Consider the following 26,929-nt stretch of genomic DNA (forward strand, 5'->3'; position numbering starts at 1 on the left):
CCACACCACGCGGCGGCTCACCGAGGTAGGTGGAGTTGCCTCATTCTGGTCGGGTGCATGTACGGCGGCCGCAGGCCGGCCAACCCGAAGCCGGCCGATTCCGGTTCCAAGAGATCGGGCATACAGGCCGGTGGTGTGGTGCGCCCGAGAGTGCCGTCGCTATGCAGGTGCGCCGCCGCCCACCGGTCGGCGGCGGGGCAGTGTTCGAACTCCCACCGCAGGACCCGGCCCTCACCATGGGCCCGTTTCTTTCCGATGACATCCAGGCCACCCAGGATCGTGGCGACGGCGTCGAGATCTCCGACTCCGCGCCAGGTGACCGTGCGGGTGCTGGTGATCATCAGGGGCATGTAGCGGGCCCGGTAGCGGCCCTGCCGATCCGAGATCACCGCCGGCAGCGTGTGACTGAGTTGCTCGAGCCCGCGGTGATCGGCCCGCGACGCCCAGTGCCGCACCACCGGATCACCGGCCGGGTCCTCGGGGAACGAGCACGTCGCACACCAATGCCAGTCCTCGCCGGCGCGCTCGCATCGCGCCAGTGGTAGCTCGAGGTCGGGCGGGGCGCACTCGGGTGTCAGCGCCGGCACATACTCGCCTCGGTCGAGTGCCGCGGCCTTGTGATCGGCCCACAGTTCGGCGGCCAGGATCCCGTCGAGACTGATTCCCCACGGCGTCGCGTGCGCCAGTCCCGACGACAGGTGCGCCCGCACCAGGAACGGTGCCATCTCCTCGGTGCCCGTCATGTCAGCCAGCACAATGCTTCGATGACCTCATCGCGCAGTGGTGCGAGCTCGACTCGCCAGTCCACTGACTGCGGGTCCGGGCCGGCCAACACCACCCGATCCGATTCGGCGCGGACCCGCCCGTGACCTATCGCGCTGCGCCCTCCGAGGAATCCGTCACGCGCGAATCTGCCCCACACATCGGTGAAGAACGAGATTTCGAGAGGGGTGGCCCGGTCCAGCCGCAAGAAGGTTTCGAAACGGGTTCCCGCAGGGAGTGTTTCGACCTCGAATCGCATCAGCATCGACGAGCCGGCATCCTTGCCGGCCCCGCCCCCCGCGGAGGATTCGGGGAACGTCCGGGTGTCGGTGTCGTCGAATCGGCTGTAGCTCTCCAGGGAGACCAACTCGAACTGACTCATCAATCGGCCGTCATACGCCCGGGTCATGATCGTCTCGGTCTCACGCACCCGCGGGATGACCTTGCCCACCTTCAGGCAGCCATCGATAGGTGGCTGACCTCCGCCATTGCCGCCGAACACCCCGATCGGGGGAACCAGCTCCCGCAGTCGCTGCCGCCGGCGACCGGTCAGACCGTCGCCGGTGACCTTCGTCAAAGAGCCACCGTTGCGTAGCGCGTGCGCCGCCGAGAGTGGGATCTGCTGTTCGTAGCCGATGACATCGCGGAACAGCTCCTCGGCGATCCTCCGCAACCCGCCGCGCAGGGAGTTCCCGGACACGATCGGCACCAGCACCGGCATTCCGTCCGGCTGGATCACCGGCTCGCGCCGGAACAGTGTCGTCGTCGTTCCGGAGTCCTCCCCCTTCTGGGAGATCGAGGACAGCGCCGTCAGCTCGACATCCCAGCGCACCGTCGACCTCATCATTTCTTCCTTCCCGAAGAGCGAGCGGCGGCCACAGCTTCGGCGACGATCCGCGTGCGCAACACGTACGACGTGGGACGCTCACGCAGCAACGTCAGCACCGGCTCGGACTCCTCACGCAGCAACGTCGCCAGCTCCAGCCGTTGGTCGGTGTTCGTCGGTTCCGATTCGAGGGAACGGGAGACCACCGACCACCACCGGTCGAGATCGCCGCCACCAATATAGGTGGCGACCCGAACACGGTTCGGCAGGTGCTGGGTCCAGTACCTCTCCCGCCGCCGACCGACCCATCCCGAATCCCAGTCGATCCCGTAGTGCAACAACAACAGGAGGCGTTCTGCTGTCGACGCCGGACCCTCGAGCGGCGGCAGCCCCGCCGGTGCGGCCGCGAGCCATCGATCGGTCGGGCTGGTCATTTCGTTCCCTTCACACTCGCCGACACGGTGGCTCGCAGCGCGAGCTCCCACCACTGCCCGATCTGGCGGTACGGGGCGAGTCGATCCCAGTCCGCGAAGACCGCCGGCCACCGCCGGGGGGCGATCGTGGCGAGCACCGGATATGGGGCCGCAGGCTCGGCGAGCATCCGGGCACCGAACCCCAGCTCCCGCAGTCGGCGCATCGCTGTCACCGCCGCGACATCACGCAACGTCCAGGGCAGGCACATATCCTCCACTTTACCGACCGCGGACACCGCATTTTGCTTCTGGCCTGCGCGTATTCGAAGCGTACATGTGCGCGATGATGTCACGGGTTGTTGATGCTGGCGTGTCGGACCACTTTCTCGTTCGAGCTCAGCCCAGCGGTGCGTCCACCGTCCCCAGGTATCCGGGCGCCGTTCGGTCGACAACGTCCCGTGGAGTTGAATCAGATTGTGCTGGAGCTAGATCGGTGATCGCTGGATGGTGGTCGGATCTGCCAGGCGGGTCTCGAGGTCGGCGATACGCCGATCTTGGAACCGCAGGTTGGAACGGGCAGCAGTCAACCGCTCATCGAGGTTGCGGTTGTCGGTGGTGAGTTGGCGGACCCGCTGTTTGAGTGTGGTGTTCTCGGTAGTGATGCGGTGGATGGCTTCCTCGCTCCATTCGGCTTCCATGTCGCGGATTCGGCCGAGGAGTTCGCCGATGCGGTTGCGTTGGGCCAGGATTTCGGCGTTCGCGGTCTTGAGCCCGTTTTCGGCGTTGAGAGCGCGCTCTCGCCAGGTCGCCTCGTGCTGGTCGTGCTGGTGGACAGCCGGGTGGCGGGACTGTTGGCCGGTGTCGGCTTTCGCGGTTTCTACTGCCGTTCTGGCCGCAGGGTTGGTGTAGAGAAACGTCCGAGAGACACCTGCGCGGCGGGCGACGGCGGCGACGGTGACCGGGGCCGGTTCTCGGTGCAGTCGGGCAATGGCCTCATGAACGCGGTCGACCGCGGCCTGAGCGTCGCGGCGCCGGGAGACCAGCGCGGCGGCGGTGCGGGTTTGGGGTGGGTTTTGGCTACTGCTCATGCGCTGGCTTCTCCGTCGGTCTCGTCGGTCTCGTCGGGTGCTGCTGTTATGGCATCGGTGAGGTCGGTGGCACGGAAGGCGGTTGACCAGACCCGGTGAAAGTAGTCCTGGGGTTTGCGAAGGTCCAGCGCGAGCGCCTGGTCGAGCAGGCCAAGCCCGGCCAGGGCCTTCTCGAGTCCGTCGATGGCGCGGGCGGTGGGCTCGAAGTGCTGGTGCAGGTAGTCGGCGGTGGCGTCGTCGGGTGCACCCTCGGCGAGTTGTCGCCATTGCTCGCGTTTGCGTCGCCAATACAGCAAGTCCGCTCCGGACAGGACGAACTTGTCGCAGCCGTGGCAGTTCAGCGCCCAGGGACAGGCACCGCCGTCGACGACGGGTTGGAAGGTGCAGAAGCCGCCTTCGGCAGGGGTGCTGCGCCGGGACAGGTCGATCGCCAGCGTCTGGGCCTGCGTGCGGGTCATCGGTGCGGTGTCGCCGGCGAGGAGTTCGCCGGGGTGGGCGGCGCCGGGACCGGCGACCCAGACCTGTTGCAGTACGTCCTCGAGATCCGAATGCGACAGGTGCACATAGTGTTCGGCCATCCGATCGCTGACCTGGCCCAGATAGGTGCGGATGTGAGTCAAGCTTGCGCCGGCGCGCAGCAAATTCGTGGCCAGCGTATGGCGGGCCTGGTGGGGCACCCATCGGCCGATTTCGAGCGAATCGACCCACGCGCTGAAGTTTCTGTGAAAAAAGGAATGGGTCAACGCGACGGTGCCTTCGGGGTTGCGCTGCGGCGTCGGGAACAGCGCCAGGCGACCGCGTTCGGTGTCGGTGGGTCGGCGCCCGTGCTCGGCGACGAATCGATCCAGGGTCTTGCGTTGGCGTTCAGCCAGCACCTCGTGGAGACGCTCGGGGATCCGGATCGCGACGTCATAGTTGCCGACCTTGGTCTGGTCGTGCCAGAACATCGGTAGGCCGCCGTAGCGGCCCAGACAGTCCCAACGGAGCTGCAGCACCTCTCCAATGCGACGACCGGTGGTGACGGTCGTTTCCCACATATCACGCAGCCCGCGGTCCAGCGGATCGTGGACCTCGTCGAGTCGCCGCAGATTCTCCGGATCGGCGAGCGCGCGAGCGACCTCGTCGGGAAATGGTCGCCGCGCGGTCCGGCCCGTTGATGCCCCGGCCGTAGGAAGTGCGACGATGAACTCCCGCCCCAGACCGATCCGGTCGGCGGCACCGCTGTCCATCGCGGCGCGCAGCATCTTGCGTAGCGCATTGAATACCGTCGACCGTGTCGTAGTGGTGACGACGCTGGCAGTCCCGTCAGGTCGCTTGATGGCCAGCGACGGCGACCCGTCGCGTTCACGGCGGCGTTGGTCGGTGACGAATCGACGCATGTGATCGCCCTGCAACAGGGTGGGATCGTTCCCGCCGTCGGGGGCATCGTGTTGCAGGAATGTGCCCAGTTCCATTGCTGCCCTGAGCAGCCCATCGTGAACGTGGCCGGAACGTGGGCAGCGCGGCGATTGCAGCAGGTCGGCGAGGTAGTCCCAGACCAGATCCCGCAACCAAGTTGGGCCGATGCCGGTGAGGTCGATGTGACTGGCCCGCCGCTTGAACCGCACCCCGAAGTGCTCGGTCTCGAGGAATCCGGCCTCTTTCGCCTGGGCAGGGGTGAAGTAGACCATCCGAAGCTCGTGCAGGATCTCCTTGACCATGGAGCCGGGAAACTCCACCGATCCACCGGCGCCGATCTCGAACCCGATCAACGACTCCACTTCGAGGGTTCGGCACGTCGCCACTAGTGAGCGAAGCCAGCCCAGTTCCCACCGGCTGGGTCGGACTCGCTGCGTGTGGATGAACAGGCCCCATTGAATTTCGGCCCGCACCAGTGGCCGCAACCCGAGCAGGTTGATCTGTCCCGGCCACGGGGATGCGCGCACGGTGGCGCACCAGCGACCGAACGCCTCCTCGTCGTCGTATCCGACCGGGACCGGCCGGCCGTACCGCTCGTAGCGGTGCCACCACGTCGGCGGCAACACCGCCGCGCCGGGTCGGTGCTCACGCTGGTACCGCCGACTGTGCCAGAGACACAACCCCAGCGGCGACTCGGCGAGGTTCACACACACCGCCACCAGGCAGGATCCGTAGCCCGGCAGCGGCCGCTGCCCGGAGAGCCATCCGTCGAAGTCGTCGGACTCACCGGCGGACTTCCGGTGCTCGCGCCACCGACTCATGTGTCGCTGGCACAGCAGCAGGTCGGACTGCGCGGCGGGCCGGTCTGGGCACACCCGGCAAATCAGCTCCTCGATCCGCACGTATCGCTCCAATCCCTCTGCGGCGGTGAGGAACGCGGCCTTACCGCCGCCACGTTCTCGGTCCTTCGCTCGCAACAAGAGATGTTCCGTGCAAAAGTCCGTGGAGTTGGCGCGGGTCCGCTCGCACCGCTCGACAACGCACTCCCACCGGTAGACAGGGTGTTGCTGCGGAATCCGGATCACGTCCAACCGGAAGATCGGGTCGAAGTCGGGGCCGCCGATCAGCGCCGTGAGAATCTCGAGCCGGTCGCGGCCGCCCCGGTCCGGACGATCCCGACACGAGTGCGGCGATCCGGCACGGGTTCTCCCGGCCGTCATCGCCCTTCTCCCCACACCCGCCGCAACGCCGCGTCAAAGGCCGGGTCGTGGACATCGACGTGCCCGTAAACCTCGTCGACCATCGTCGCCGAGGCCCAGCCGCCTGCGTCACGGGCGATCAACAGGTTGCCGCCGGAGGCGTCGAGCACGGCCGAGGTGAACGAATGCCGAAACGCATGGGGTTTCACCGGTCCCAGGCCGGCGCGGTCTCCGGCCCGGCGCAGCACCCGCCGGGCGGCGACCGGAGCCCACGGCTGCCCGACGGCCCTGCCGTGCAGCTGAACCAGCAGCATTCCGTGATCGGTTCGTCCACGCGGATATTCGGTGGTGATGTAGTCGAAGTAGGAGTGGATCATGGCGGGGCTGACCCGCTTGATCAGCCCGCCGGTCACCGTGCCGTTCTCGAGGCGCCAGGGATGCTTGGTCTTGGCCTCGGCCCGATTCGGGTTGCCGGGGCGGTAACAAACGTGCAGATGCGGGGAACGGCACTGGCCGCAGGCCGCGTTCTCCCGCAGGTGCAGGTCGACCAGGTGCAGCCCGCACAACTCGCCGATCCGCAGCCCGCCGTCGGCCAACCAGGTCACCACCATGCGGTCGCGGGCCGAGTTCACCGTCTCGAGCAGTTTCTCCCGTGCGCCGTCGGGCAGCATCTTCGGATGTCGGCGGCGAGGTCCCGTCGGCGCGAGCGGATTTGCCGGTATCGACGTCGTCGTGTGCCCCAAGAATGTGCGGCGTCGATCCGCCCGCGTCGGCAGCCGACTTCTATCCAGTCTCCGACCGAGCTCGGCGTTCACCCCGAGCGCCGCCTGATGCAGATAGAAGCCCTTCAGACAGGCTGCCGTGGTCGACAGCGCCGCATGCCCGTACGGGCGTTTCCCGACCCGCCACGGCTCGCCCAACGGCATCGCCACCTCGGCGCCGACGATGCCCATGTACCGCTCGAGATCCCGCAGCACCACTCTGTCCAACGCCAGGCACTCGCGCTCGAGCCAGCGCAGGTGATCCACCAACAAGTAGGAATAGGTCCGTTGGGTGCCCGACCCGTCGTGCTCGCGCAGGAACCGGTCCGCCTCGCGATGCTCCGTTCCCTCCGGCCAGACGATCGTCCACGACCGCCTCCCATTTCGCCGGTCGATCCGCTGAACCCGGAGGTCCCCTACCACCACTCGCATCGCCACACGCCCTTCGAGTCTCTGTCTGAACATGACGAACATCCCGAACCCTGGTCGGTAAACAACCACGGGACATCCCGAAAGTCGCGCAGGACGAACGGCGTGTACGGATATATCTGCGGTCGGTAAACTCGACCGCAATCCCGCCCCACCGCGCGTGCGGCAGGATGTGCTTTCGGCCGGGCCGCAAGGGCACCACCACGGCGGTATTCGGCTCGAGTGGCCGCGACAAGATCCGTTCGAGATCCGCCGCGGTCACTGCCCTCATTGCTGGTCGTGTGGTGACGACATGCATGCTTCTGCGCAGATCCGGGTTCCGGTAGGCCCAGGCGCAGGACGTGCACAGCCCACCTTCCGCGGTCGCTTTCCACGAATCGAAACCCGTGAACGTTCGGGAGACCACTTTGGTCACCGCCTCCACCGGAACCGGGAACGTCGCGCATCGCGCACACCGGCCCACCTTCGCCAGCTCGACTGCCTCGCGTGTCTTCGTCGACGCGTATGCCGCGGCGACGACGTCCTGCCGGCCGGCCACCTCGCACAGTTTCCCCACACCACACTCCTCACATACCCAGGCGACTTCAAACGCCCCTACGCATGGAGGAAGATCCACCGGGCGGACACTGTGTGACAGAAAATGCGAGATCTCGATACCGACCGGACACCGTGAGGAGGACGTGTGGCGGGCAAGCCCGAACCCGACGGCCTGGACCTGAACACTCTCCGGGCACTGCGCCGGCCCCGCCGCGACCTCGCAAAACTCACCGGCCGCATCGCCGGGCACCTCGACGACCACGACGGATACCTCGCCTTCTCCGGCGGCAAGGACTCACTCGTCGCACTCCACCTCACCCTGCAGGTCGAACCGAACATCCCCGTCGTGTTCTTCGACTCCGGCCTCGAGTACCCCGAGACCTACACCTACATCACCGCACTCGCCGACACCTGGAACCTCAACCTCGAACCCCACCGCGCCGACCCACCACTGCTGACCGTCCTCGCACAATCCGGCGAATGGGACCACCAACAGCCCACCCGGGCCACGAGCCAGAAACTGCGCGACATCCTCATCGGAGCACCCTCCCGCGCGGCGCACGCAGCCCACGGGCCAGGAGAAATCTGGGGCGTACGAGCCGACGAATCCCCGAAAGGGACCGGACGCTGGTCGCTCTACTACAACGCACTCAGCAGCCACGTCACACGCGACTGCGACGGCTGCTGCACCAACACCACAGAGCAACGCCGACACCACGGCGGCCTCATCGACCGAGCCGACGGAACACATGTCTTCGGGCCCATATGGGACTGGAGCATCGATGAGATCTGGGCCTACATCGCCCACCACCAACTACCGGTGAACCCCGTCTACGACAAACTCCGCAAACTCGGCACCCCCGAACAACACCTACGGGTCTCCCACATGATCGACGGCGCCTTCCTCGAACACGGTCGCATCACCCGCCTACGACGTGGATGGCCGAACCTTTTCGAGGAACTCGCCCAAGTCCTTCCCCGGATCCGCGAGTTCGTCTGACGCCTTCGCTTTTCATGCGGTGAGACTTCGATCGCTGCAGCGGCGACCGGGACGGGAAGCGTCGAGACAAGATCCGACAGAGAAGATGGCCAGGAAATGTCGCTGTGGGATGTCGAGAACCCGCGCGCGGCTTCGTCCCCGGAGTGAACACGGCCAGAATGGCCGCACCGCACCAAGGAGAACATGATGGCCAAGTACCTACTGCTCAAGCACTACCGTGGCGCGCCTGCGTCGGTCAACGACGTACCGATGGACCAGTGGACACCGGAGGAAATCTCCGCCCACGTGCAGTACATGAACGACTTCGCCGCCCGGCTCGAGGGCACCGGCGAGTTCGTCGACAGCCAGGCGCTTTCCGCGGAGGGCACGTTCGTCCGCTACGACGGCGAGGGGCGACCGCCGGTCACCGACGGCCCGTTCGCGGAGACCAAGGACGTGATCGCCGGCTGGATGGTGATCGACGTCGAAAGCCACGAGCGGGCACTCGAGCTGGCCGGCGAGCTGTCCGCAGCCCCGGGTGCAGATGGGAAACCGATCCACGAATGGCTCGAGGTGCGACCATTCCTGACCGCCGCAACAACCACTACGGAGTGCGGTTTTCACCACGGGTGATGACATCGGATCGCAGTGCCGGGGGCCGGCCGAGGGGCGGTAGAGAGCCTCTATCTGCGGCGGGATCGAAGACAGAGCGGGCGTCCGGGATAGTGATCCCGGGCGCGCCCTGGTTGCCGACCTAGCTGGCCCCGAAATCCGCAGCGCTCCAACCCCCGTGCACGATCCGCCGCCGAGCCGTCCAGCACCGCGAGCAGAGAACGCGGTTACGACTCAGCGGGCACGAGCCGCGACAGTTTGCAGTGGAACGGGAAGCGGCCCGGCACCGCCTCGTCGACGGCTTCGACCAGCGCGTCCTCACCCTCGACGCTCACAATGAAGAACACCGAGGTGCCCTCGGTGTGCACCTTGACCTTGTCGCCGACATTCAGACCCGCGCGGGTTCTCGGATTCTCGGTTATAAGACATGACTAACCCGTCCGGTTTCGGTGTGCAAGCCGCCGATATTTGCCGGGTTCGATTCGATCTTGCTCCGACTGCAGCATCAGGCGCGCCAAGCGCTTGCCGATCGGCTACATGCAGGGTCGCTATCACCTGTCCTGTTGGATCGCTACTGTGCCAGGTGTGAGGGAACCGGTGCTGGATCGGCACGTCGACGTTGCACAGCTGTGGCAACTGGCCAGTGAAGCGGCCCGGAAGGGCGAGAAGTGGGGGCAGCGCAAGAAGTCGGTGAGCGACGCCATGGTGACCTACTACGCCCAGCTGCGACGTGACAGACGCGGCGCGAAACGGTGGGTCGCCGAGGTCGTTGATCTCCTAGGATATTTCGATCTGTCAGCGGACTGGCGCGCAGTTGAGAAAGGCCTGCAAATACTCGACCAAGCTGACGGTGATGTCACCGGTGCCGGTGCAGAGCTACAGCGGCTGGAGGTCGTGCCGGCTTCCTCGACGAAGAACTCCCTCTTCAAGAGCTCCTCGTAGGGCGGAGTCAGGCGAACCGCTCGCGTTCGCGATCCCTCGTCGAGGACATCACGCATTATTGGAAGACCGACCAGATCGCCGCGACGGCGAGCGTGACGATGAGGGAGCCGGGCTATAGCCTCGTCCGGCCTGGCCCAATGAGGGCTAACGGTGCACCGGTTCATCTGCCCTGGATAGGTGTGCGCTACTTCGGGTTGTAATTGCGGCGGCTGCGCTCATGAACCCTTCAGGAACCTCAGATAGAACGCCGCGAACACCAGGACGATGCCGACGTTCACCAGCAGCCGCTCCCAGAATTGGTGCCTCAAGAACAGGACGTCCACGCCGACCACGACGGCTACCAGCGCAAGCACGTAGAGCACGGGCTGCCTGCCTTCCCATCTTCCCGTTCTACTCCGCGCGGTCGCAGCGAGAGGGAGAGCCGGTGCTCGGATCGGAGGTGCCCCAGAAATGGTCGTTAGCGGGAGCTGGCCTCATGAGACACCGCAAGGGGACCCTCGATTGAGACGCACGAAGGGCAGTTGCTGCTCAGCCGGCGCTGCCTCTGCGATAACGGATATGGGTGGTTAACGGTGAGTGGAGCACCTCGACGGGCTCCAAGCCGAACGTCTCAACGCCATCGAACATGCGCTCGCCGCCGCCGAGTAGGACGGGTGCGATGTCGAGGGTGAGTTCATCGATCACGCCGGCATTGAGTGCCTGTCGGACTGTCGAAGCGCCACCGGCGATGTCCACACCCTTGCCGTCGGCCGCTTCGAGCGCCTGCGCGTAGGCGGCGTCGAACCCCTCGGTGACGAAGCGGAAGGTGGTCCCGCCCTCCATCTCGATCGGTTCGCGTGCGTGGTGAGTGAGCACGAAGACCGGGGCGCGGTAGGGCGGCTCGGATCCCCACCATCCGTCCCACGCCTCGTTCCACTCACCGCGGATCGGCCCGAACATGTTGCGACCCATGACGTAAGCGCCGCGAGGGCGCATGAGCCATCCATTGGCTGTCCTGTCGGCTTCCGTCGCGCGCGGGTCGCCGATATGCCAGCCGTGCAGCTCACCGCCGCGCTTGCCCAGCGGATTGTCCCGACTCTGCTCGGGTCCGGCGACGAAGCCGTCGAGCGAGATCGACATGTGGCAGGTGGTGTCGGACATCAGCATCTCCCAGGAAGCAGTTGCGGGTCGCAGTGGTGGCGTCACCGTAACAAGTGGTGGCGGGTCGCAAGTGCTATACACGGGACGGTGAGGCCGAAGGCTGGACAGCCGCGCTCGGGGTGCGCGATCAACGCGGCCGTCGAGGTGATCGGCGACCGCTGGTCGCTTCTCTTTCAGCGCGATCGGATGAATCGCCGCAGGATCGACGGCAGGCGTGCTGTGCCCGCTGCACCGCAAGAGGAACTCTCACCGGCACGTTCCGATTGCCGTCCCATGACTGGAACTCGCTGACCTGAGACGTCCCGTAGAGGTGGTCCGGTGAAGAATCCCGAACTGGGGCGGCGGATCCACACCTCCATCGCACCGTTCGAGGTCGCAGCCGAGGAGTGGTTCCCCGCGGCAGCCGGATTCGCCGTCGCGGTCATCGTGCACCCCTTCGACGCGGCGACGGGCCCGCCACGCTATCTGCCCCTGCGGAGCCCGCCGAGTGGGCGCGCACGATCTTCTCGACCGTCGACGGCCGCACCCCTGTAGCGAGATCACCCCTAGCCGCATGCAGAAAGGACACGAGCAATCGCGTCCTTCTCGGCTTGGGTGACCCAGAGTTGATATGCAGCCTTGACCTCGACCTGCTTTGCAACGTAAACACACCGGAAGCTCTTGTTGGCAGGCAGCCAGGTCGCGGCGTCGCCGTCGCTTTTTTGCTGGTTCGCCGGGCCGTCCGCGGCGAGGAGATTCCGGGGATCGTTGGCCAGGTTGCGGCGGGTGGTGTCGTCGAGCTGTTGGGCGCCTTTCTGCCAGGCGTCGGAGAGCGCGACGACGTGATCGATCTGCACCGAGCTCGAGGTGTCCTTGCCGCGGGTGAACGCGATGGTCTTGCCGGTATATGGGTCGTTGAGGGTGCCGGTGAGGATCACGCAGTTCTTGGTGCCGTCCTTGTAGGTTCGGTCGATGAGGTCGCGGCCAAGGATGTCGTTGCGGGTGTCGCACCCGTTGTGTCCGCCTGCGACGGTGACGTCATCGGACCATGCCTGGCCGAATTCGTCTCGCGTGTAGCCGGTTTTGGGTGCGCGGCCTTTGACCGGCAGTGTTTCCAGGGTGGCGAGGGTCTGCGCGACGTCAGGAGTTGGGCTGGCCACCATGTCAGCGGTCGGGACTACTGGTGGGGTGCTTGGGCGGGTCTGCGCCTCGATAGCGGAGACGGTGCCGCAGCCGGTGAGAACTGCGGCCGCGGCGGAGGCGAATAGCACTTTCGTCCGGCGGGTGGTCGTCTGGCTGAATGGCAAGGAGGCTCCCTTGGTGGGCTAAAGCCGAGAGTGGGAAGTGGGGGTTGTCGGCACCGAGGGGCCCTCGGCGATACTAAGCAGGACGGTGCGGGCGGCCGCAGCGTCGCTGCGGGCTCGGTGTCCGCCATCGAGCCGAATGCTCTTCTCGATGCCCTCGGCCTGCGATCGCATCCGCATGATGCATCCCCACATCTCTGGGTCGGCGAGGTGCGCGGGGTCGAGACCGTGCCGAGCACAATCATGGAGAACGCGACCCTGATCGAACTGACTGTGGTAGCTGAGCGTCACTCGGCCAGCGGTCACCGCAAGCAGCTGCTTGTGGACCGTAGACCAGCCGGGTGCGCCGATCAGATCGGCCGGAACAATTCCATGCACGGCATAGGCGTCCGGGTGGATCGGAACGTCGCCGGGATCGACCAGGGTATCGAGCAGTGGATTGCCGGTGGCGGCGTCCAAAACGCAGATCTCGATGATCGACCCGTCGAGGTCGGTCGACTCAACGTCCAGAACCGCTGCCCGGCCGGGGACGAGCATGCCCCGTGCCCACTGCTGCGGAGACGTCTGCGTACTGGTCAGGCCACTCCTTCTCGTGATCATCGTGACGGCACCCTCTGACATGTGGTTCTGACTCCGGCACCTATGCCGGCCCGGAGAAGTTCCTGGTAGCGCTCGGGCGCCGTCTTCCGACAAAGGATCGGGAGGACGACGCCCGAGAGGCCGGGGCCACACCACCGGACTGCTTCCTAGCTGTAGGAATGCTCAGGTTCGCGCTCGCTGGAGACCTGCCCGTCGGTGCTCGGCGGCTGATCGCCTTCCTGCGGTGCAGCAGCATCTGCGACGTCGGTTGTCTCAGTCGCGTCCTTGCTGGCGCCACCACGCGCGGCCTTACTGGAGGCGTTCTTCCGCTTCTTCGGGGCGGTGTATCCCATGGCTGCGAGCTCTTTGGCCGTCCATCCGCCTTCGATCGCGTTCTCGTGGGCCATCCTGATTGCGTCTACAGCTGCCTCGCGTGCGGAATCGAGCGCGGCGTGCTCTTCCACTGCTTCACCGATGGCTCCGACAAGTGCGACTCGTGTTTCGATTGCCTTCTGCGCCAGTGCTTCCGCATTCTTTCGTGCGGTCTCGATTGCCTTCTTGTGGGCTACTGTCGTAATGGTCATGTGGCACTGTCTCCTTCGTCTCTGCGGTCGTGCCGCACGTCGCGACACGACTTGTGACCGGTCTGGGTCTATAGTGGCGATCGTATTGTTCCGCTTCGGGATCAAGCGCAGGGCACTGTCCCCGATGGTCACAGGAAGCGGGCGGGGATCATGTCCGGGCGGACGGCGCTGATCTGGATGAGCTGGCCGGTCTGCGGTGCTTCAAGCATTTTTCCGCCGCCGAGGTAGATCGCGACGTGGTTGGCTCCGTCTGCCTGCCAGTTCCCGAACAGCAGGTCACCGGGCTGGGCTTGGGACATGGTGACCTGCTGGCCTGCCCGGAACTGTTCCTGTGAGGTGCGGGGCAAGACCTTCGTGCCTCCGGTGCCGATGTAGTAGGCGAAGCGAGTGAGCCCTGAGCAGTCGTAGCCGGCGGTAGCTCCGCCGGTGCCGTCGCCCATCGACGGTCCGGTGAGAAGGCCTCCGCCCCACTGGTAGGGCAATCCGATCGCACGCATCGCCGCTTCGATGACCGCACGCGCGAACTCGAGGTTGCGGGGAAAGCGGGGATCGAAGGTCAGATCGCTGACTGCGGTCGGGGCGAGCAGTCCTGTCAGGGAGGGGATGCCGGCAGCAGTGGTGGGTGCTCCGCTGACGGCAGGAGGAAGGAATAACTGATTCGTCTCCTGCTGCGGAGTCGATGACGGTGCGTGAGCTGCGGGTCCTGCGGGGTTGGTGACACCGCCGGCGGGTCCGGGTTCCGGGCTAGGGGCGGGCAGGACGACCTCGGGAATCAGGCCCTGGGCCTCGGGCGGGAGCTGTTCCCTGGCGCCTGCAGCCCCATCCTGGACTTCCGGTGGAATGGCGTTCTCGATCTCGGCTTGCCACTCGGCGGGCAACTGCTCCTGCGCCTGCTGCACTGCCCGGGCCGCGTCGTCGAGATAGGGCTGCGGGTCCGGGACATACTGGGCGAGAGCTGGCGGTAGTTCCTGTGCGACCGACGTGACGCTGTCGGTGATCGCGGGGTCCACTCCGCCGCCCTGGGCAGCTGATGCGCCGGCCACTGCGACGCCGATGATGATCGATGCGAAATCCATGATGTCTCCTTTGCCGTTGGTGTGGCGGCCAAGGGCGGAAGTACTGTCTCGATGACCGCGAAGGTGTCGTGCGATCACCGACAGTAGAGATGGACCTGTACAACTCGACCGAACTCACAACCGGGGCAACCCAGTCGGGCATCCACATCGGCCAATAGGGCGTAGAGAATTGGACCGGATGCGAAAGATCAAATAGGGTGTGGGTACTGAGAATGCACCGGGTGAGTCGGAGGCACACCATCTTGGAGGTGGCCTCCGACCTTTCTTTCTGCTCACAGCCCCTTGCCATTTCGTCGTCCGGTATGAGCTTCGGTGCCGGAGCTTTTATTCCCTTGCGTTATGTCCGCGGTCGGATCCGCACCGTCGTGTGGCGCGGCGTTCACCACTCTGAATTGCGCCGGCGCAGCGAAGATATCGGGATGAAAGGTCAGGTCGGGGCGCCGGTGGCGCGGCTTGTCCGCAGTCATGACTGTGTGTTCCTTCCGGTGAGTTGAATCTGTCTCGAATGCCCCGCCTCGACTTGTCATGGCGTCTCGTGATCGACGAGTTGGACGACCAGGCGCTCCCCCGGTGGCTGTCCGGGCCGCTCGTACGGCACAAAATGAGCCCCCACCACCTGTAGCTGCACTCCTCGTGGCAGCAAGTGGTGCGAGTTGTCCACGCGGGAAGATTGTCCGTAGTACATGCCCCGGTCGGTCTGGATCTCGAAGACGACATCGGTGGGTCGGGCGGTCGAGTCCAGCTCGTGCAGCGAATGGGTTGCTGCAGTGAACCGGTCGAAGGCCAGGACCGTCCCCGGCGATAGCGTCGAGGGCAGATCTGACGGGTTCACGACCGCGTTGGGGATGCTCACCGAGGTGTACACGAGATGACCTCGTCCGGATTCGCGTTCGTATCGTTGGATGGCCCTGTCCACTCGTTGGACCTGCTTGCGGCGAGCATCGTCGAGCTCGACAGCGTCGCCGGCCACCGCGGAGAGGGCGTTGTTCGTCTCCCGCCAGGTCTTCGGGTCCGACGTCAACGACGCCAGCGCCGTGTACTGGGCTTTCGGCATGGCGTCGAGGACGCGGCGCTTCGCCGCGGATCGGGTGTTCCGTTGTCGTGCCGAGAGGGTGCGACGGAGTTCGATCGCCGGTGGCAGCTGGGGGCGTAGCCGAGAGTTTCCGATTGCCGCCGGCGTGGGCCGCGGATAGGCGCGGTTGAGGTCCCGTTGCGCCCGGGTCAATCCGGGTAGGTTCTCGGTGGCGGTGTCGAGTTCTCGTGCTCCGCTGCGGAGATCGGCGCGGGTGTCGTAGGCGTGCTGCGAAATCAGGGCGCCTTCCTTGCGGGTGGCGACGTCGCTGTCGCCCCGGTCGGGATCGAACACACCGTCGCCGCGGTCTGGGCTGATCCGGTCATGGCTGCGTCCCATCAGTTGCGCCGATCGAATCCGGTGACGTCGCCGCGCAACTGGGCCAGCGCCTCTTCCCGCGCCTGATGTAGATCCGCCAGGTCGGTGGCCAGGTCACCGATCGCCGACGCTGCGAGGTCATCATTCGCCGAGTTGACCAGCAATTCTCCGAGCGCCGGTGCGTGAGCGTCGATGCGACCGAGAGCCGCAGTACCGTCGATGGAGTCCTGAAGCATCAGTAGGTCTTGGTGATACTTCCGCAACGCTGCGACCCGCCCGATCAGTGATTCTTTGACCTGTTCGAACCACCGTCGCTGCTCGTGGTGGGCAGTCCGAGCCGCGTCAGCCTCGGCACTGACTCCTGTCGTGGGTTCGCCGACGCTGGCCCGGAAAGTTGCCAGCTCACCGCAGTGGCAGAGAATCACTCGGAGTTGGTCCTCGATATCGAGCCGGATGCGGTGGATGTCGAGGCCCTCGTGACTCCATGCCGGCACTTCATGAATATCGTCGACGATCGCGGACGCAGTCATGGCCAGACGAAGTTCGAAGAAGTTGCCGCCGGCCGAGACGTAGGCATTGAGCTTGGCAATGCTGCCGCGGATCATCTGCTTGTCCGCCGCGGTCAGCCTGAGAGGATCGCGGCGGATCCACCACCACATCGCGAGGACCTCTACACCTGCGGCCGCGGAGATGAATACCGTCAGATCCGTGATCGGAGGCTGAAACAGCGGATTCGTGTTGAGTAGGACGGGAATCATGCCGATCAGAACAGGTGCGATCACGACGAGGGGAATCTCGACAACGACACCGCCGTTCGTCCGCCCGAACGGGACCTGCGTGCGCCAGATATTGCGTCGGGGATAGGTATTCACGTCGTGGGCGGTAAAACCCAGCTCCGCTCGCCTTGCGACGATCGTGGCCACCCTCGGCGAGAGGAGTTGTAAGTGGATACGGTCGAGCGCCGTTAGAAACTGGTCGCTCTCTGGGTCGATCTCGACGCGGTCGATCATGTCCAGAACAGCGCGGGCCGCGGGGTCGCCCGCTTCTGCCGGGATCATCGGCGTAGCTCGCTTCGCCCGATGGGCCGCTGCTCGCTGACCTGCCGCGATTCGGGGTCATTTTTTCCGGGATAGGTCCGTGGATCCGGCCGGCCCGAGGGGTGATGAGGGAAAACCTCGAATGCTTCGACGGCGGTGTCGAACTGCGTATGCTCGCCGGCCCACCGGATGTGACCGCAGCGGCAATAGGTGGCGTCTTGCCATGGGTTGTAGGTCTTCGGTTCGTGATGCAGATCGATGCACCGGTGCCGCGCCCCGACCTGCACACCACACGCTGCCACCCGGTTCAGAACATGGCGTGTGTACGACCTCGCGCCGCGGTGAACGAGCTTGTCCGGCCGGTGGTGCGCCGGGCCGGATGACAGGTCAACGTCCTGGTGAATACTCAACACTTCTCCCATCAGTGGTTGTCTCGTCAGGTCTCAGGCACGCGCAGATTTCACGCCCCGACGAGGTCGGATTTGGATCTGCGGGTGGTGTCCTGTTCGCGGCGCCCTACCGCGCGGCCGAGCAGTCGATCGAGACTTTCGCTCACCACGTCAGGGCGCTCGAGGCCGACCATGTGCCGCGCTCCTCTCACCGGGATCAGTTCGGCGAGGGGAAGAGCCGCCGCGAGTCGCTGTGAGTGCCCGATCGGGGTCACCCTGTCCCGGGTTCCACAGATGATCGACGCCGGCACCTTCGCGAGCACGTCGAGCGCCGGGGAAGCGTCGTAGATCCGCAGATCACGTAGGAAGGCGGCCACGGTGACGATCGGCGTCGCGTGGACCATCCCGTAAGACGTGGCGGCGGCACGGACACTTGCACTCGGAGCAAGCGGGCAAGTTGCGCCGACCACCGGCGACAAGATGCGACGTGAGAGATTCCAGCTGCGCCCGACGAGCCCTGGGGCGTGAGCTGATGCCGACCGCAGCAACGTCACCGCCGGCGTATTCAGAGCGCGCCCGATGCCGGCGCCGGCGACATTGTCGACGGCGGTCGAGATCAACCCGACTCCCACGATTTGCGCGGCCGCGGCCTCTTGGTGATGGGCGACGTAGGACATCACGGCCATCCCGCCCATCGAGTGCCCGACGAGGACAATCGGACCCTTTGGCGCCACCGTGCGAATCACCGCATCCAGGTCCCGTCCAAGCTGGCTGATCGTGTAACTGTCGGTGTCCGCCGCGTCGGATCCACCATGGCCGCGGTGATCGAAGAAGACCAACCGGGCGTGCTTGCGCCAGACCTTAGCCAGGTAGGCCCGTTGCGGTGCCCAGGCGTCCATGTGGAGACAGAATCCGTGCGCGAAAATCACAGTGACCGGCGCCATCCGGGATCCGATCTCACGCACCGCAAGAGAGGTGCCGTCGGCGGTGAGGACGAGGCGTGTGCGATCCCCGGGGGCCCTCATCGCTGGCGATCCAGACCTCGAGCCAACCATCCGCATCCATACTGGTCCGCGCGGTGACGCCCGGTGAGCGACTCTGAATGAAGGTGGCGGCGGATTTTCTTCGCATCCGTCGGGTGGATACGGCGAACCTCAACATTCATCGGTACCACTCCTTAGTCCTCACGACAGCAATTGCGAGGACCATAGGTCCGGACCTTGACTGCCCCACCTGGACCGCGAGCGATCGGCAACTCCGCCACAACAGATGCACCTCCGTCGTAGGAAGTGCCACCACTCCCAATCATCTGGAGGAAGATCCACACAACTGGGGTTGTGTGACATGTCTTTGGACAGAACCGATGGGTCTCCATCCACACAGGCCGACATCGCTCAGCATGATGTCCGCGTCCGGAACACCGTTGGGGCGGCGGCCGTCCTATTTGAAGGTCAGTCTGCCGGTCAACGACACGGCGGCTCCGCGCCTATCGACGGATCACCGGCCACGCCCCATCGACCGTCCTTCCCAGAGGGATCTCGGTGCACACGATGTCCTTGACTGAGTAGGCGATCGCCCCGCACCGAGGGCACTGCCCGGGCAGCTGTTGGTGTCGGATCATTGCCCAGTGCTCGTCACACAGGAGGTAGTCCACGCGAGCGTCGAAGTGGCAGCAATCCTTGACGACCACCGCCCAGCGGGCCGCACGCACGAAGCCGACGGGGTCACCGGGGAAGTACTGAGGATGCTCCGCGCAGAACTCACACGGCAGTTCTGTCTGAACGATTGACAGTATCGGGGCGGATCGGTCCGCGTCGTCCATACCGAAGACACCTCCCAATCTCGAAACCAGTCACCCGGCCCTCGACACCTCAGTCGAAGAACACGTTCGATCGCGCGCCGATCACGGCATCACCACCCTGCTCAGACACTCAATTTCGGATCGGGGGTCGCCGATACACTTTCCGAAACCTGCTCGCCGCCGTTTCGTACTCATCCATCCACGCGCCCAAACTTGTTCCCTCCTCGTACGGAACCGAAGCGAGAATTAACAACCTCTGATCGATGGTCGCAAGCAACTCGTCCACCTTCTCCGCTGGAACGGGGGCTGGTTTTCCCCTCAGAAGGAACCACGCCACCAAGTTAATCGTCAACGGATAGACATCCCCGAAAACTAGACGCAACCCTTTGACGGCCTCCCGCAGCCGCTCGCCGCAATCTCGTTGTGAGTCCGAACCCTCTGTAGCAGCAGCAAGTTCGAGCACCAACTCGCGAATGCCGATCAGCTGCGCAGGCAGTGTCGGATCGGTCAACCGCGTCGCCCTATGTCCACGACGCCGAGCCGCATCAAGCTCCCTCACAGCTAATACACAGGCGACCGAAAAAATGAAGACGGTCACTCCAGCAACCGCCGCCCACATCCCCGTCGATGAGGGCGCGATCGACTCCCCGTGCGATAGACGCAAAGTCGCGATGACGCCCAAGCTCACGACAGTCGCGTAATGCCCAACGAGGAACCTGATGCAGTCGATGTTATTTGGGGAATAAGCTAGGAAGATTGGGAGCGTCATCCCAAGATAGCCGACCCAACAACCGACCCCTACCCACCACCCGGTTGCCCCACCCTGAACGTCGACAACCATGAGCGCCCACAACGCCACACCGACAGCACACGCTAACGAGACACTTCCCACAGCAACAAGACGAAGAACCTCGTCACGATAGAAAATCGGCCTTACCCGTATATCACTCACTCCCCTCCCCTTTCCTTCCCTTGTGTTTGGGAACACCCCCGGGACGTTCATCCGCATCGCACCTCCGCGCGGTTGAACTTGGCCACCACCATCAGGCAAAACCTAGGACTCCTTGCGGCGTTTAGATCCAGACGATCCACCACATCGGGGGGACCGCGATCGCCAGCGCAGTTCCGAAGACGAGGAAGGGGGCGAAACCGAACTCCCCCAAATCCTTCCGTCGTCCGATAAGTTTCACCCACAGCATCACCACGAGCGCGAGGACGTTCGGTAGCAACATCCCTGAGAGCACATTCATCCATCCGACCCATCCCAGGGCAGCACCCAGAATGAAACTCAAACGCACGTCGGCGAGCCCGGGGTAGCCGCGGGTGACGATCGCGAAGGCAAGGTTGAACGCGAACACCAGCATGCCGGCGAGAAGAGCGCGCCCACCTGCCGCAGGATCTTGATCCACCGCCACAGCGAATGCCCCCAACATCAGGCCCACTGCAGTGGTCAACCGGATCAACGTCAATGGAAACCGCAGCGTGAAGTGATCGATCCACCCTGCCCACACGCACAGCAGGCTGAGTGCAAGCCAGGCCGTCAAGATCGCGTCGCCGCCGGTGAGCAGCGCGGCGCCAAACCACAATCCCGCGGTCGTAGCCGCAGGAACGATCCGCCGGCCGGTTGCCTCTGATGGAATATCGACCGCCTTACACAACCGGGCCATCATCGGCGCTATTGCCGCACTCAACGTCGCACCACCTGCAGCGCAGGCGCTTGCAGCCCACCACAGCCCTGTTGTGCCGTATTCGACACCAAGCCACCGAACCGCGAACCACACCACCACACTCGCGACGACGACAATCCCAGCAGGCGCGTACACCGTCGCCGACAGATGATCACTGCGTTGCCCTGCCGCATTTTCAGCACCGACGGCCGGCGATTGTGGCTCCTCGCTGGGACCACTGCCCGCCAGCTCGGGCGTCGGTTCGGTCATCTTGGGCACTCCTCCGCAACTGTGCGACAGACATAAGGGATGGATCGACACTAGCCGTCCACCTGGACAGTCTCAGCACCACCGAGCCGATGCGGGAGCCCGCCCACTGGGAGGGCCTTCGAGAAGCCGCAGCTTGACGCGCGGTGGTCGCGACGGGCGTCGTTTTGTCCAGGTCATCGCATATCACTGGGCTCGACATTGAGCCCTCCCTGTCGGACTGGAATAGAAGCGAGTACTCGTGAATCGACGAACCACCACGGAAATTGCTGCACTGTCCCTCATCACGGCCGCCATCCTCACCAGGTGCAGCAGCACAGAAGCCGAGACCTTGTCCCCGTCAGCCGAACCAGCTGCTGCTGCCACACACGTCGAGTGGTCGACGAACCCCACCGTTGATCAAGGTCAGCCAGGCGTGACCGACGCTCAGACCCGGCTATCCGAGACACAGCCGGCGACGACTGCTACGCAGGCCACCGCTGCCGCTGCATTGCCGCCCACGAGCGCTCAGTGCGGAATCGTCACGAACAACCTGAACGGTGCGACTGCACCTGTGATCGTCATCGCCGGAAATCCGAGCTGCCCAGCAGCACTGAGCATCAGTGATCGCTACCTCAACGACCACACGGTCGCCGCACAAGGACAAGGACGATTCGCTGTCATCGACGGTTGGAACTGCAGCTGGCCCTACCTTCCGGACCGATCACACGCCGACTCCTATCTGCAATGCGTCGACCCGACCGGGAATGCCGTCAAGATCGGCGACTGACACAGAACACCGCGGCACACCGAACCTCGTGTAGCCCACGGGCGACGCGCCGACATCGGCGCTCGCACGAACGACACCAGACGAAGGCAGTATTGACTCATGGGGGCACCAGTGAAGAAATCCACGCGCAACTCACGTCGGCCGCGTCGTGGCCGCTCCGCATCGCCGGTCCGCAGCTATGCGGAATACACCAGGCGCCTCGCCGCTGGAGCGAAAAGCGTCGTCATCGACGCCGACCCGGAGAACTGGCTGGACCTTGGTCACGTCCCCAGCGAAGTCGAGGTCAAAATTATCGGACAAACCTGCGCGGGAATCGCCGGCGGCTCCATCGCAGCCGCCGGCCGGTGCTTCGTCCAAGCGTCCAACCACGCCAGGGTCACTGCCTACGAACATGCTCACATCGAAGCGTTCGACGACAGCACCGTCGATGCCCGCGGTAAGAGCCATATCGTCGGCACCGACAACGCCAGGATCCGCGCAGAAGACAGCGCCATCGTTTTCGCGCACAGTCATTGCCACGTCCAAGCCAACGGTCAAGCTCTGATCGCCGCCACCGACACCACCACGGTCCGCATCGATGGCGAGGCCCACGTCCGAGTGAGCGGTGGCGTGCGCATCATCGGGCCCGGTCGACCCGCGAAGGTCGAAACCCATCCGATCAGCCGTCTCGCACGCCACCTGAATTTCTGAGCGAGACGATCCCTGCTGTCAGGATGCGCCGCGGGGCAGAACTGTCGAGCTGGGCAGCTCATCCACGCCCCACGCTGCACTCATCAGCCGGTGATCGCATGCCTGCGGTCCAACTCGCAGCAGACGTATCACCGCACAAACGCAGTCACTGGAAAGGTAGCTCTCGTTGTCCAACGACAAGCCCCGAACATCAACGGGTGACCTGCTCGTAGCAAGTACAAACCCACGACGGCCCGCCACGCTCAAGACCGGCTTCCCGAGATTGTGCTTGGCAGTCTTGCTGTGGGTATTCCTCATCTTTTTTGCGGGCGTACCGACCATATCCGCTCAAGAAGGGAACGCGGTCGGACTCGGCCTTCTTGTTCTTGCCATCATCTGGGGCGTGTTCCTGCTCTGCATGCTTGCTCTGTTGGGTTCCTCCCATGGCGCCCGTGCCACGGTCGCCCGGGCCCGCTGGGCAGCACGCAGCATCGGCTGCACACTTCCACAGCCTCGGACTATCGTGATGCTCCTTGCTGTCACAATCGTCACCCTGGCAGTGACGGCACTGCTGAGAGGCCCGATTCTCGACCTCGTGGTCGCGACAGCAAGAACGGACCAATCACCTGCGCAACGTGCCGCGGACGCTGATAGGTCCACCTGGTCAACGTCGGGCTGGGCCGGCCACATCCCTGGTCTGACGCTGATGTCCGGGGTCGTCTTTGAAGAACTCATGTTCCGAGGACCACTTGTCGCTGCGGTCGTCTTTGCCCGCAGATACATTCGCAGCGGCTGGCCCAAATGGGCAGCTCGCATCCTGATCGCCGTTCTTTGGATTTTCCTTGGCTATGAATTCGGCATCGGACACGACACCTTCTCCGCCTTGAACGCAGCACTCATGGTGGTCGCCGGCCTTCTCTGGGGAGTCCTCGCCATCTGGACAAAGTCGCTGCTCCCCTCAATCGCGAGCCATGCGCTCTACAACCTCTTCGCAGACTGGTGACCACCACCCTCGTGTGGGCACGAAAGCCGGCCACCGAACGCAGCATTCTTGCGAGGGTTTCCAATCATGGGAGCACCGCAGGTGACTTAGCGTCGGAAACAGAAGGTTGTCCGCGGTGATCAGTCGGGCTGCGTGTGGCGTCGCGCCTGGCGGCGAGCGTGCCTGGCCATGAGGTGCTTCCGGTTCTTCTCGCTACGGAAGACCTCGTTGTTCACTGCTTGTTCGATCTTTCCGGGTTCCTCGAGCACCCGTCTCGCGGCAAGGCGCATCAGCTCAGCGCGATCGGACCCGACCCGTGCAGCCAACCCGTCGAGCTTGTCGCGCAGAGGCTCGTCGAAGTGCACATTCGCCCTGGCGTAGATTTCGGGCCTGAGATCGCGCAGCGGCGCGATGGTTTCCAGGTCTCCGGCGAGGTCACCGGGCTCCTCGAGCAGGCGTCGTAGTGCGACCCGGAGCAAGGACGTGTTGAGCTTGTCCCCGTATCGGCCGGCGAGTCGCCAGATCTGCTGCTTGCTGGACGGGTTGACCATCACGTCGACCCAGTCGGACAAACCTGTCCGCTCGGCCTCGCGGAGCATCGGATGCTTATAGCGGCCAGGCGCTTCCAGGAATCGGTGCAGCGCGATCCTCATCAACGCGCTGACCGTGGTGTCATACGCGGCGGCCAGCGCCGCGAACTCCTGGGCTGTGTCCGGCTCCAGCTTAATCTTGAGCATGACCAGCGGGATTGCCCGCAGCGCTTCCGAAAGCCGTCGCTGTTCGGCGAGGCTAGTGCCGACAGCTTTGGGCTGGGTGACCAGTCGTCGGCAGGCAACACGAATCAACGCCTCGAATCGACGTGGGCCGATCCCCTCGGCCATGTCCTCGAGCTTGCGCTTGGTCTCTGGATCGAAGCGCAGTGCAATGGGATCGCCCACCGGGATCCGCCCTGGCCTCGTCTCCGTCACCCTCGATCCGTCCTCACTGCAATGAATGTGCCCCGGCATCGGGGGACGCCGGGGCACAAGGGGGTGCAGCCTGCCGTATGACTACCTACTTGATCCCCGCCGCGTCGAGAATGGATTGCGGGCTGCCGCAGACATCCGAGTTGTCGACTGCGCTGCCCTCTCCGTCGTGTCCGGCATAATCCAGCACACCTTGGATCTGCGATGTAGGCAGGCCTGCCTGATGTTGCCGAAGAACAAAATCTGAGTACGGCAGGCAGATCGCCTGTCGTACAACTCGTGGATCGTCTACATCGGTCAGGTTCGAGATCGTTCGATCAACGCCCTCCGCCGCGGCGAAGACCATGGCCCCAATGAGAAAGCCGCCAAAACACGATCAACAAGGCGATCGCGAGGGCCGCGCCTGCCGTGACCTTCTGCGCAAGGGTGCTCACCGGCTTGGTTGCGGAAGTGGTCGTAACCGCCTGCTCTACGGTCATGCTTGTTCTCCGTTCTGTTAATTTCCGCAGGAGACGACAACTCGCCTCCTCGTAAGCGAGCCAGAACGTAGCAGTGGGCTTCTCCATCACGCCCTCACTCGATCTGGCAACCAAACTCCAGCAGCAGCACCACTTCCTGATCTGAGCTACTTCGCGGACTCATTGCACAGGTCGCGACGTCGACACCGCAGCGGCGCGAGGGCATCGATCCGGGGACTCAGTCCTGCGCGTCCAGCGCCACTGAGTTTCTGACCGGACCGACGCCGCACCAACATCGAATGGAGTCCACGTCGAATCAATTGGGCGTAACCAGCACCTGCAGCTCACCGATTCGCTGTTGGTAGTTGGAGGTCAACGGAACAGGCACGACTCCACCTGCTCCGCCACCTGGCCATACTGCTGTCCAGTTCACAATCCACGCCGACGACGCCGATACGTTGTTCACGCCGCCGGGCTGCGTAATCGATGTCTTCTCGATGTGGTGACCGCATGTCGGGGATGGCAATCCACTCGGTGGGGTCAGCGGACTGGCGTCGATCAGGTCGTTGTACGGGGTGAACGGCAGAAGCGCGCCCGGGCAGATTGTCGGGAGGGACCCGTCCCCCCAGTTGATCGTGACACTCGAGTTGACAGCTGTGGCGGTCACCACGACGCCTCCCGGACCAGGGACGACACGTGTCACGGGGCCGACGGTGCTCTCCCGGATCTGATCCGGGCAAACCCACGCCCACGCGTTCTTTCCGACCAAACCGGTTCTCCCACCAGGGAAGTTGGCAGGTTCAGGGGTCCAGCACATCGGCGGCTCCTCAAGCTGCATCCCGGTCACGGCTGTTCCCACCACATTCATGACCTGCGCCATGCTCACCGGAGTGGCCGGCATACCCACATTCGGACTCAGCGGAACGCAGTCCGTGAATCGGCCGCACGCCTTCAACTGCTCCCGAACCGGAGGTTCCGTAGGAGCGGCCACGACGTCACCACCACCGCTGTATCCAGACCCACCGCCGCCCGTCCCCGCTGCACTCGCCCCTGAGGAGCCGCCGGAGCCAGGCGACGCCGAAGGTACCTGGACGTAGCTGCCTTGAACGACAATGTTCGCACCCAGATTTCCGGAACCTGGAGCGACGTCTATTCCTCCAGAACCGAAGCCGGGTTGTCCAAGCGCTGAGTGTGGCGACGCAACCAGGCTCCCCAGAACGAGCGCGCCGATCACGGCCGCATGAAAACGACGACGATTTGGCATGTGTTCTCCTTGGTTATGGTGCATCACACGGCGCGTAACGGGCAGCTGCATCGCTGGTGACTCGCCAGCCGTTTGCATCGGGCCAATCCGCATTCCGGACGGTCAACTGGGCGAGCACAAACTGCGGCCGGTTGACGTCGTAGGCGGGACTACCGTCTGACTTCGTCCAGGTCATACCGGAGATGTCGGTGCAGGCGCGCACGTGGACCCAGGCGGGCCCGGAGATAGCCTTGCCGTCGTCGCCTACAGGTATGCCGGCGTCGGTGATCTTCGCATCGACAACCTTGACGTCGCCCGCTCCGACCACGTTCTGCGATCGACGCAGGGTGATATCTCCCCGCCAGCTATCCAGCACGGGACCACCGGCAACGGTGTCGAGCTGCTCAATCGGCGCAGCGGCATCGCCATCAAGCTTGCCCACGACAGCGTAAAAGTCATCGACCTTCGCAAGCGCCTGTTCCCGTGCCAACTCGTCAGGAATCTTGTTCGACGTGTCCGCCCCGTCGGGACCCTCGAACGCCGGGTCACCGGTGACAGTGAGCTCTACCGCCGGATCCGCCGCGTCCGTGTCGGAGCAGGCGGTCACGCCGACCAATAGGGTCGTCGCAGCCAAGGCAGCGACGGCGGTTCGGCGGATGGTGGTGTGTGCCATAGTCGTATCTC

Annotated in this window: 30 protein-coding genes and 2 pseudogenes; 7 read left to right on the plus strand and 25 right to left on the minus strand. The window is 64.6% G+C overall.

Features of this window, described 5'->3' with window-relative positions:
• Positions 1-17: 17 nt before the first annotated feature.
• The 7 genes from GFS60_RS38005 to GFS60_RS38035 all read right to left on the minus strand — a co-directional run bounded on the left by GFS60_RS38005 (position 18) and on the right by GFS60_RS38035 (position 6,912).
• Positions 18-743 carry a hypothetical protein gene (locus GFS60_RS38005; protein ID WP_159929842.1) on the minus strand — a complete coding sequence of 242 codons (726 nt, stop codon included), beginning with the start codon at positions 741-743 and terminating at the stop codon, positions 18-20.
• The gene (locus tag GFS60_RS38010; protein WP_201453730.1) at positions 740-1,609 is read right to left on the minus strand and encodes a hypothetical protein; all 870 of its coding nucleotides are present in this window, start codon (positions 1,607-1,609) and stop codon (positions 740-742) included. The genes GFS60_RS38005 and GFS60_RS38010 overlap by 4 nt, the downstream gene beginning before the upstream one ends.
• Complete coding sequence (locus GFS60_RS38015; RefSeq protein ID WP_159929846.1) at positions 1,606-2,022, minus strand: hypothetical protein; 417 nt, start codon at positions 2,020-2,022, stop codon at positions 1,606-1,608. The genes GFS60_RS38010 and GFS60_RS38015 overlap by 4 nt, the downstream gene beginning before the upstream one ends.
• A complete protein-coding gene (locus GFS60_RS38020) occupies positions 2,019-2,270 on the minus strand; it encodes a hypothetical protein (protein ID WP_236603766.1) in 252 nt (83 codons plus the stop codon). Before GFS60_RS38020 ends, GFS60_RS38015 begins: the two co-directional genes overlap by 4 nt.
• A 216-nt stretch (positions 2,271-2,486) precedes the next feature.
• Positions 2,487-3,089 (minus strand): DUF6262 family protein, encoded by a 603-nt coding sequence (locus GFS60_RS38025; protein WP_159927971.1) that lies wholly within the window; start codon positions 3,087-3,089, stop codon positions 2,487-2,489.
• The gene (locus GFS60_RS38030; protein WP_236603571.1) at positions 3,086-5,707 is read right to left on the minus strand and encodes a tyrosine-type recombinase/integrase; all 2,622 of its coding nucleotides are present in this window, start codon (positions 5,705-5,707) and stop codon (positions 3,086-3,088) included. Before GFS60_RS38030 ends, GFS60_RS38025 begins: the two co-directional genes overlap by 4 nt.
• Positions 5,704-6,912, minus strand: coding sequence for a tyrosine-type recombinase/integrase (locus tag GFS60_RS38035; protein ID WP_179220382.1), 1,209 nt, complete (start codon positions 6,910-6,912; stop codon positions 5,704-5,706). Before GFS60_RS38035 ends, GFS60_RS38030 begins: the two co-directional genes overlap by 4 nt.
• A gap of 646 nt (positions 6,913-7,558) precedes the next feature.
• Here GFS60_RS38035 and GFS60_RS38045 point away from each other — a divergent pair.
• Together GFS60_RS38045 and GFS60_RS38050 are read left to right on the plus strand one after the other, a co-directional pair.
• The gene (locus GFS60_RS38045) at positions 7,559-8,413 is read left to right on the plus strand and encodes a phosphoadenosine phosphosulfate reductase domain-containing protein (protein WP_159929848.1); all 855 of its coding nucleotides are present in this window, start codon (positions 7,559-7,561) and stop codon (positions 8,411-8,413) included.
• Positions 8,414-8,599: 186 nt separating this feature from the next.
• Positions 8,600-9,025 (plus strand): YciI family protein, encoded by a 426-nt coding sequence (locus tag GFS60_RS38050; RefSeq protein WP_159929850.1) that lies wholly within the window; start codon positions 8,600-8,602, stop codon positions 9,023-9,025.
• A gap of 206 nt (positions 9,026-9,231) precedes the next feature.
• Here GFS60_RS38050 and GFS60_RS38055 read toward each other — a convergent pair whose 3' ends face one another.
• The gene (locus GFS60_RS38055; protein WP_159929852.1) at positions 9,232-9,372 is read right to left on the minus strand and encodes a hypothetical protein; all 141 of its coding nucleotides are present in this window, start codon (positions 9,370-9,372) and stop codon (positions 9,232-9,234) included.
• A gap of 217 nt (positions 9,373-9,589) precedes the next feature.
• Between GFS60_RS38055 and GFS60_RS38060 the strand changes: the two genes are divergently transcribed.
• A complete protein-coding gene (locus tag GFS60_RS38060; RefSeq protein WP_061042814.1) occupies positions 9,590-9,946 on the plus strand; it encodes a hypothetical protein in 357 nt (118 codons plus the stop codon).
• Between the two features lie 215 nt (positions 9,947-10,161).
• On the opposite strand, the gene GFS60_RS38065 is transcribed toward GFS60_RS38060, so the two are convergent.
• Together GFS60_RS38065 and GFS60_RS38070 are read right to left on the minus strand one after the other, a co-directional pair.
• Positions 10,162-10,308, minus strand: coding sequence for a hypothetical protein (locus GFS60_RS38065; protein WP_159929854.1), 147 nt, complete (start codon positions 10,306-10,308; stop codon positions 10,162-10,164).
• A gap of 166 nt (positions 10,309-10,474) precedes the next feature.
• The gene (locus GFS60_RS38070; RefSeq protein ID WP_159929856.1) at positions 10,475-11,086 is read right to left on the minus strand and encodes a dihydrofolate reductase family protein; all 612 of its coding nucleotides are present in this window, start codon (positions 11,084-11,086) and stop codon (positions 10,475-10,477) included.
• 318 nt (positions 11,087-11,404) lie between these two features.
• Here GFS60_RS38070 and GFS60_RS38075 point away from each other — a divergent pair.
• A pseudogene (locus tag GFS60_RS38075) lies at positions 11,405-11,604 on the plus strand (hypothetical protein); the annotation flags it as partial.
• A 30-nt stretch (positions 11,605-11,634) separates the two neighbouring features.
• Here the strand turns inward: GFS60_RS38075 and GFS60_RS38080 are convergent.
• From GFS60_RS38080 to GFS60_RS38130, 11 genes and pseudogenes are all read right to left on the minus strand, one after another.
• Positions 11,635-12,336: pseudogene (locus GFS60_RS38080) on the minus strand (HNH endonuclease family protein); the annotation flags it as partial.
• 54 nt (positions 12,337-12,390) lie between these two features.
• Complete coding sequence (locus tag GFS60_RS38085; RefSeq protein WP_159929982.1) at positions 12,391-12,948, minus strand: 3'-5' exonuclease; 558 nt, start codon at positions 12,946-12,948, stop codon at positions 12,391-12,393.
• A gap of 167 nt (positions 12,949-13,115) precedes the next feature.
• A complete protein-coding gene (locus GFS60_RS38090; protein ID WP_159929858.1) occupies positions 13,116-13,532 on the minus strand; it encodes a hypothetical protein in 417 nt (138 codons plus the stop codon).
• A 128-nt stretch (positions 13,533-13,660) separates the two neighbouring features.
• Complete coding sequence (locus GFS60_RS38095; RefSeq protein ID WP_159929860.1) at positions 13,661-14,608, minus strand: C40 family peptidase; 948 nt, start codon at positions 14,606-14,608, stop codon at positions 13,661-13,663.
• 272 nt (positions 14,609-14,880) lie between these two features.
• A complete protein-coding gene (locus GFS60_RS38100) occupies positions 14,881-15,075 on the minus strand; it encodes a hypothetical protein (RefSeq protein WP_159929862.1) in 195 nt (64 codons plus the stop codon).
• 56 nt (positions 15,076-15,131) lie between these two features.
• Positions 15,132-16,019 carry a hypothetical protein gene (locus tag GFS60_RS38105; protein WP_159929864.1) on the minus strand — a complete coding sequence of 296 codons (888 nt, stop codon included), beginning with the start codon at positions 16,017-16,019 and terminating at the stop codon, positions 15,132-15,134.
• A complete protein-coding gene (locus GFS60_RS38110) occupies positions 16,019-17,056 on the minus strand; it encodes a hypothetical protein (RefSeq protein ID WP_159929866.1) in 1,038 nt (345 codons plus the stop codon). The genes GFS60_RS38105 and GFS60_RS38110 overlap by 1 nt, the downstream gene beginning before the upstream one ends.
• A gap of 439 nt (positions 17,057-17,495) precedes the next feature.
• A complete protein-coding gene (locus GFS60_RS38115) occupies positions 17,496-18,449 on the minus strand; it encodes an alpha/beta fold hydrolase (RefSeq protein ID WP_159929868.1) in 954 nt (317 codons plus the stop codon).
• A gap of 461 nt (positions 18,450-18,910) precedes the next feature.
• Positions 18,911-19,246, minus strand: a complete 336-nt coding sequence (locus tag GFS60_RS38120) for a hypothetical protein (protein WP_159929870.1) — start codon at positions 19,244-19,246, stop codon at positions 18,911-18,913.
• A gap of 109 nt (positions 19,247-19,355) precedes the next feature.
• Complete coding sequence (locus GFS60_RS38125) at positions 19,356-20,234, minus strand: hypothetical protein (RefSeq protein WP_159929872.1); 879 nt, start codon at positions 20,232-20,234, stop codon at positions 19,356-19,358.
• A 64-nt stretch (positions 20,235-20,298) separates the two neighbouring features.
• Positions 20,299-21,162, minus strand: coding sequence for a prepilin peptidase (locus tag GFS60_RS38130; RefSeq protein ID WP_159929874.1), 864 nt, complete (start codon positions 21,160-21,162; stop codon positions 20,299-20,301).
• Positions 21,163-21,574: 412 nt separating this feature from the next.
• Between GFS60_RS38130 and GFS60_RS38135 the strand changes: the two genes are divergently transcribed.
• The 3 genes from GFS60_RS38135 to GFS60_RS38145 all read left to right on the plus strand — a co-directional run bounded on the left by GFS60_RS38135 (position 21,575) and on the right by GFS60_RS38145 (position 23,600).
• Entirely contained in the window at positions 21,575-21,928 is a 354-nt protein-coding gene (locus GFS60_RS38135) for a hypothetical protein (protein WP_236603768.1), read from the plus strand.
• Positions 21,929-22,027: 99 nt separating this feature from the next.
• Positions 22,028-22,618 (plus strand): hypothetical protein, encoded by a 591-nt coding sequence (locus tag GFS60_RS38140; RefSeq protein WP_159929878.1) that lies wholly within the window; start codon positions 22,028-22,030, stop codon positions 22,616-22,618.
• Positions 22,619-22,784: 166 nt separating this feature from the next.
• Positions 22,785-23,600, plus strand: coding sequence for a CPBP family intramembrane glutamic endopeptidase (locus tag GFS60_RS38145; RefSeq protein WP_159929880.1), 816 nt, complete (start codon positions 22,785-22,787; stop codon positions 23,598-23,600).
• A 119-nt stretch (positions 23,601-23,719) separates the two neighbouring features.
• Here GFS60_RS38145 and GFS60_RS38150 read toward each other — a convergent pair whose 3' ends face one another.
• From GFS60_RS38150 to GFS60_RS38165, 4 genes are all read right to left on the minus strand, one after another.
• The gene (locus GFS60_RS38150) at positions 23,720-24,547 is read right to left on the minus strand and encodes a CopG family transcriptional regulator (protein WP_236603769.1); all 828 of its coding nucleotides are present in this window, start codon (positions 24,545-24,547) and stop codon (positions 23,720-23,722) included.
• Between the two features lie 85 nt (positions 24,548-24,632).
• On the minus strand, positions 24,633-24,890 hold the full coding sequence (locus GFS60_RS38155; RefSeq protein WP_236603770.1) for a hypothetical protein: 258 nt from the start codon (positions 24,888-24,890) through the stop codon (positions 24,633-24,635).
• Between the two features lie 428 nt (positions 24,891-25,318).
• Positions 25,319-25,705, minus strand: a complete 387-nt coding sequence (locus GFS60_RS39850) for a hypothetical protein (protein WP_236603771.1) — start codon at positions 25,703-25,705, stop codon at positions 25,319-25,321.
• A 574-nt stretch (positions 25,706-26,279) separates the two neighbouring features.
• The gene (locus tag GFS60_RS38165; protein WP_159929884.1) at positions 26,280-26,918 is read right to left on the minus strand and encodes a hypothetical protein; all 639 of its coding nucleotides are present in this window, start codon (positions 26,916-26,918) and stop codon (positions 26,280-26,282) included.
• Positions 26,919-26,929 lie beyond the last annotated feature (11 nt).

This window comes from Rhodococcus sp. WAY2 (assembly GCF_009859915.1).
GTDB classification, from domain to species: Bacteria; Actinomycetota; Actinomycetes; order Mycobacteriales; family Mycobacteriaceae; genus Rhodococcus_F; species Rhodococcus_F oxybenzonivorans.